The organism is Blastomonas sp. 34TW (genome assembly GCF_059803595.1).
On sequence record NZ_JAPFGW010000037.1, the window covers coordinates 1 to 5512 of the forward strand.

The 5512-nt window shown below is 50.9% G+C and carries 5 protein-coding genes and 2 pseudogenes; 3 read left to right on the forward strand and 4 right to left on the reverse strand.

Going from position 1 to position 5512, the window contains the following annotated elements:
- Positions 1–543 precede the first annotated feature (543 nt).
- Both OPU69_RS19760 and OPU69_RS19765 read right to left on the reverse strand, forming a co-directional pair.
- The gene (locus tag OPU69_RS19760; protein ID WP_498513267.1) at positions 544–1224 is read right to left on the reverse strand and encodes an FkbM family methyltransferase; all 681 of its coding nucleotides are present in this window, start codon (positions 1222–1224) and stop codon (positions 544–546) included.
- 178 nt (positions 1225–1402) lie between these two features.
- A complete protein-coding gene (locus OPU69_RS19765) occupies positions 1403–3295 on the reverse strand; it encodes a polysaccharide biosynthesis protein (RefSeq protein ID WP_498513269.1) in 1893 nt (630 codons plus the stop codon).
- Positions 3296–3540: 245 nt separating this feature from the next.
- On the opposite strand from OPU69_RS19765, the pseudogene OPU69_RS19770 reads away from it, so the two are divergent.
- The 3 genes and pseudogenes from OPU69_RS19770 to OPU69_RS19780 all read left to right on the forward strand — a co-directional run.
- A pseudogene (locus OPU69_RS19770) lies at positions 3541–3945 on the forward strand (IS66 family transposase); the annotation flags it as partial.
- Positions 3870–4304, forward strand: a complete 435-nt coding sequence (locus tag OPU69_RS19775; RefSeq protein ID WP_498513273.1) for a transposase domain-containing protein — start codon at positions 3870–3872, stop codon at positions 4302–4304. The pseudogene OPU69_RS19770 and the gene OPU69_RS19775, both read left to right, overlap by 76 nt.
- Before the next feature lie 44 nt (positions 4305–4348).
- Entirely contained in the window at positions 4349–4942 is a 594-nt protein-coding gene (locus OPU69_RS19780) for a plasmid pRiA4b ORF-3 family protein (protein WP_498513271.1), read from the forward strand.
- Between the two features lie 33 nt (positions 4943–4975).
- Here the strand turns inward: OPU69_RS19780 and OPU69_RS19785 are convergent.
- Positions 4976–5355: pseudogene (locus OPU69_RS19785) on the reverse strand (transposase); the annotation flags it as partial.
- A 9-nt stretch (positions 5356–5364) separates the two neighbouring features.
- Positions 5365–5512 (reverse strand): integrase core domain-containing protein (locus tag OPU69_RS19790; RefSeq protein ID WP_498513275.1); only part of this gene is annotated, 148 nt, incomplete at its 5' end.

Here is a 5512-nt window from a genome sequence, read left to right on the forward strand (position 1 = left end):
TCCTAGACGTGGACCTACAACGACCACATCATCGCACAGCTCTGCTTGGTGCGGAGGTCGTCCACGACATCACGTCAAAGCATAAGCTCCGGCTCCTGCTTGATCGGCGTCACAGCGACAAAGCGCATCGTCGGCTGGAGACCGCTTCGAAGATCGTTTCGGTATCTGCGAAGCGGTCATCCCTAGCGTGATATATGGCTTAACACAGGGCGGCGCCATCAGACGCACCTAATGACCAATCGCCATCAATTCGCGGGCTATTAATGTGCCGATGCACGCGCTTTCATGCCGGCCAGGCAACGCGGTAACTCAGCAAACCGAAGGGTCAATTCTGGCCTGTGCACCTTGCCCCAAAACAGCACCGCACCATTGGCAGAGATGGCGTAAACCTGAAACACATTTTAGCCATATCCAATCCGAGGGTGGCAGTTTCCTGTTCCATGGAAAGACTCAAGGACGTGGACGTGTAACTGCACATCGTTAAATAGCTACAATGACGCAAAGGTCGCCCCTCACATCAAGTCTCAGCCGCTTTCAATGTAATCACACAGAAGCGAATGTTAATGCCATCTCAGGCATCTCCGGGTTATTTGGATAATTAACGTCTAATATAGAACTGCCAATCCGTGCATTATCAATCAAGTCAGATCGACAAAAACTCATTTCAAGAACGAGAGGATTGCCATCAGGCGTAACGCCACCATAATTATTTCCATGAATCCAAACAATACTATGCCTATCCAAATCAGAAATAAATGACCTCAGCGCGGCTTCATGCAAGTCTATATCATGAAACTCTAAGACAATCCCTGAAAATCTATCTTGGTAATGTACGATCTGACTAAGTATTCTATATTCACCACCTTCGATGTCCACTTTCAGAAAAACATTATCCGACCCCAAGTTGGCCATAATGCTATTCAAGCTAATCGAGCCTGATTCATCATATCCAATCTTTTTTTGAATGTGCTTATAATGTCTTTTAGAAAAGAACTTTTTATATTTAAAGTACTGAAAAATCTTATGCATCCGAATATTTAACAAACTCTTAACAAAATGATGAATCCAAAACCTGCCATCGACAGTATGATCATAGCAGTTGATTGGAATCTGATTAATCTCACCAAAATGAGCCTCAAATCGCCAGTCATCAAAAAGACCAAAAGACAAAAGAAACTCTGCCGCTAAAACAGAATTTTTTGAAACACAATAACCACCGTCCACTTTCGGTCCGACTCTTATAAGATCCGCGACTTCAACGGGCCTCCAAGATTTTGGAAAAATCATAATTAATCCCCTAAGGCTTTTTCTTTAAATAGTAACCCGAATTGAGCAATAGATTCAATTGATTTTTGAAAATATCAAAATATATACTACTTGCAACCACAGAACGCCCCTCCAATCAACTAGTCGGGCGATATTCCGGAACAAGTTTCTTTAAAATATCAATAGCATTAAGCGAACTTCCATCGAGTAACTGTTGATAAAGCTCTGCGAGATTTGCCTCCAACTCATGCCTTTCAACGTAATTTTCGTTGGCTTTGAAAATCCGCGGATGAATTGTTGGCTGAGGATTATTGCCAATCAGGAGTTCCTCATATAGCTTCTCACCTGGACGCAACCCGACTTCAATGATTTCTATATCTCCATCCAAGTTGACTGAACTTTTTTCGGTTAACCCTGAAAGTCTTATCATAGCAGTAGCCAAATCGATAATGCGTATCGCCTTACCCATATCAAGCACGCAAACTTCCCCCGCATTCGCGAGAGCACCAGCCTGGATCACTAACTGGGCCGCTTCAGGTATAGTCATAAAGTACCGCGTGATACGCCTGTCTGTCAGCGTCACAGGGCCACCCTCACGTATCTGCTTTTCAAAACGAGGTACTACAGACCCGCTTGATCCAAGTACATTACCAAACCGCACCATAGAAAATTTAGTTTGAGAACCGTCTGCTGCCAGCGCCTGCAAAATCAACTCGCAAACCCTCTTTGTAGCTCCCATTATATTTGTTGGACGAACAGCCTTATCGGTACTAACCAGTGTAAAACTTTCTACTCCACAATCCATGGCACTCATTGCGCAGTAGTAGGTTCCAAAGATATTATTCCTCATCCCGCCGACGGGATTCTGCTCAACCAACGGAACATGCTTATATGCTGCAGCATGAAATACAGTATTAGGCCTCCACCTTTTAAAGAGGCGATCTACCACACCTGCATCAGAAATATTAGCTAACTCAGGAATAATTTCGGTGTGTAATTCCAGATTATCCGTGTTGATACTAGATGTCAATGACTGCTCTACTTGGTACAAGGCAAATTCCGCCATTTCAACCAGTATCAATCGGTCCGGTCTCAATTTTAAAATTTGCGCACACAACTCACTTCCTATTGAGCCTCCAGCACCCGTTACTAAGACTGACTTTCCTTTAATAGCCTTCGCCATTAATTCTCTATCAGGAGGAACAGCATCTCTACCTAACAAATCTTCGACGTTGATATCACGAACCACGCTAGCGTCAATGCCATGATCAACAAGCTCACTAATTGGAGGTAACGTTTTCACTCGGATTTCATACAACTCGAGTTTTTTCATTATCTCCCTGTTCTTAGATTTCGAATTTCGCGGCATTGCCAATATTATATCTGTGGCGCCAGACCGCTCTATTATAACTTCGAGTTTGGACACATCATGCACGCGGACCCCATCCAGCAACTGGCCGTCTAGTCGTGCGTCGTCATCGACAAATCCCACTATCTGAAAGCCAGGCTCCTGCTTTAGGGAGCTCGCCAATTGCCGACCGGACGATCCACCGCCATAAATGATCACCCGCCTGACCGGGCCCTTAAATCTGGCGGAATAGAAAATGTCTACGAGCAAATAACGTAGCACAATTCGATTTAGCGCAAGTGACAGAAAAAATATCATAGGCTGAATTAGGCCGATAGTGCGCGGCACCTCAGGCATAGTATAAGTCATAAAAATAATACTAAAGGGCATCACATATATAATCATTGCCCGAACTAGGGCCAGCATTGTTCCTAAGCCTGCGTACCGAAATATTGTATTATAAACACCTGTCGCCCAAGCTACGGGCAGCCAGATAAAAATGCCTATAATCGATACAGTAATAATGGCATTAAAGCCAATATTCAAATTACCAAGCCGTAGAAAAAAACTTAGCACGACCGACATTGCAAGGCATAGAAAATCCCCAGCTATTGCTAAATAGCGCTTTTTCAGACGCGATAAGTTCAATAGGGGATCAACGATTGACTTGAGCGTTTCCAATTTCGTCACCAATAGTTAGACTGGCTTTTTCTCATATTTCCGCTGTTTGATCGCCAGGGCCGACAGTGAATCGCTCTTGTTCTCGCTGAAATCAATTTGCAAGCACGAATTATCGGCATTTTCGGGCTGGTGTGCGGTTCGGGGGTTGATCAGTGATCGGTTTTGTCATGTGTGGACGACCCCTGTAGGGCAAGATGGAATTTGACGCGTTGATTTTATCCGGATTAGGTTCATTCATGTGCCCGGCCGAGCGGGTCGCTGTCCGTTAAGAACTCAGCGGGCCGCTGATGGCCGATCTGCATGCCTGGCTGACCGAGCAGGTCGCCAAACTCTCACGCGGCCATGATCTGACCAAAGCCTGCTTCCGTATGCTCAAGCGCTGGGACGCGTTCACGCGCTTCCACCACGATGGCCGCATCTGCCTCACCAACAATACCGCCGAGCGCGCGCTCCGCTGCATCCCGCTCGGCTGCAAAGCGTGGCTGTCCCGCGGGTCAGATCTCGGCGGCCAGCGCGCCGCCGTCATCTACACCCTGATCCAGACTGCCAAGCTCAACCATGTCGATCCGCAGGCTTGGTTCGCCGATGTCCTCGCTCACATCGCCGATCATCCCGCCACAAGGCTCGATCAGCTGCTGGCCTGGAACTGGACGCCGCGCTCCGCAGCGATCGCCGCGGAACCGGACTACTCCTCGGTCGGACTCACACCGCAGCCTTCACCGGCTTTCAATTGCTCACAAGTGGTTGGGCGGCGATGGTCCGATACTGTGATGACGGGTTGCTCGAAATCAGCAACAACCTTGTCGAGAACGCCCTGCGGGGCGTTGTGCTCGGGCGTCGTACCTGGCTGCTCGTCGGCTCACCAAAGGGCGGCGATGCAGCGGCGCTGTTCTACTCTCTGGTCGCGACGTGCCGTCTGAACGGTGTGGAGCCCCAGGCCTGGCTTGCCGATGTCATCGCACGTATCGGCGATTACCCGATCAACCGGATCGAAGAGCTTCTCCCATAGCAATGGCAGGCGGCAAGGCAGATCCAGACCCTGGGGCAGGCTGCTTGAGCAACGCGTTCGTCATTCGGATGAGGATTACGCTGGAAGATTTGACCCCGACCGTCACCCGGCTGATCGAAGTGCCGCTAGGCATCCGGCTCGATCGCCTGCACGCGGTCTTCCAGGTGGTGCTCGCATGGACCGACATTCATCTGTGGGAACTGACGTTCGGGCGCACAGGCTTTGGTATCCCTGACCCTGCTTATGGCTGCGATGGTCCGCTCGATGCCCGCAAGGCAACGCTGGCCGAGGCGCTCGGAGGCATGCGCGGCAAGACGTTCCGTTACCTTTACGACTTTGGTGACGGATGGGAAAGCAGTGTCAAGATCGAGGGCGTCGCACCGGCTGAGCCACAGATGAGCTACCCCCGTCTGGTCGACGCAAACGGCATGCGCCCGCCCGAAGAGTCTGACGGGCCCTGGGGGTATGCCGAAACACTAGAAGCTCTGTCTGACCCGGCCCACGAATATCATGAGAAGGCGCTCGAAATCCTCGGCGATGACCATGATCCGAACGCCCAGCCGAATATCGATCTGATACACGCACGGCTCCAGGCCTTGGCAAAGAAATGGGCGCCACGGCAACGAAAGGCGAAATAGCCTACGTCAATGCCGCCTTCCGTCGGCGCTTACCTTTGTTATGCCGCCCAGCCGCTCCTTGCTACCGGAGCTGTTCGCTCGAGGGGTGAGCCCGAGCCAAGCTGCGAACTGCCGACGGATCGGAACAGAGATGCATCGGGCACCGCTGCGGATATTGCCGACGCGGTGATCGGGCCGATGCCCGGGATAGTGGCGAGTCTGCGGCTCGTCTCGTCGGCTCGGTGCCATGCGAGTATCTGTCCCTCTAAACGGTCGATCTCGCTGGCGAGTGCCCTCAGTTGGGCAGCAAGGCCGCGCAGCGCGGACCGGGCATGAATGGGCAGCTCTTCCTGTCGCTCATGCAACGCCTTGAGCATCGCGGTTACACCGCCGGTGCCGACGCCGGTTACGATGCCGCACTCAGCCAGATGCCCGCTGCACTGCTACCCAACTTTGGACCACTCGGGTCTGGAGTTTTCCGCCTTGCTCAGGTCCGGTGGGCTGGTTTCACCGACTGAGTTTGCCAGCATGATCGGGGGGACATTCCCGATCGCGCTGTGCGGTCGCTCTTCGTTGTAGTGTCTACGCCAC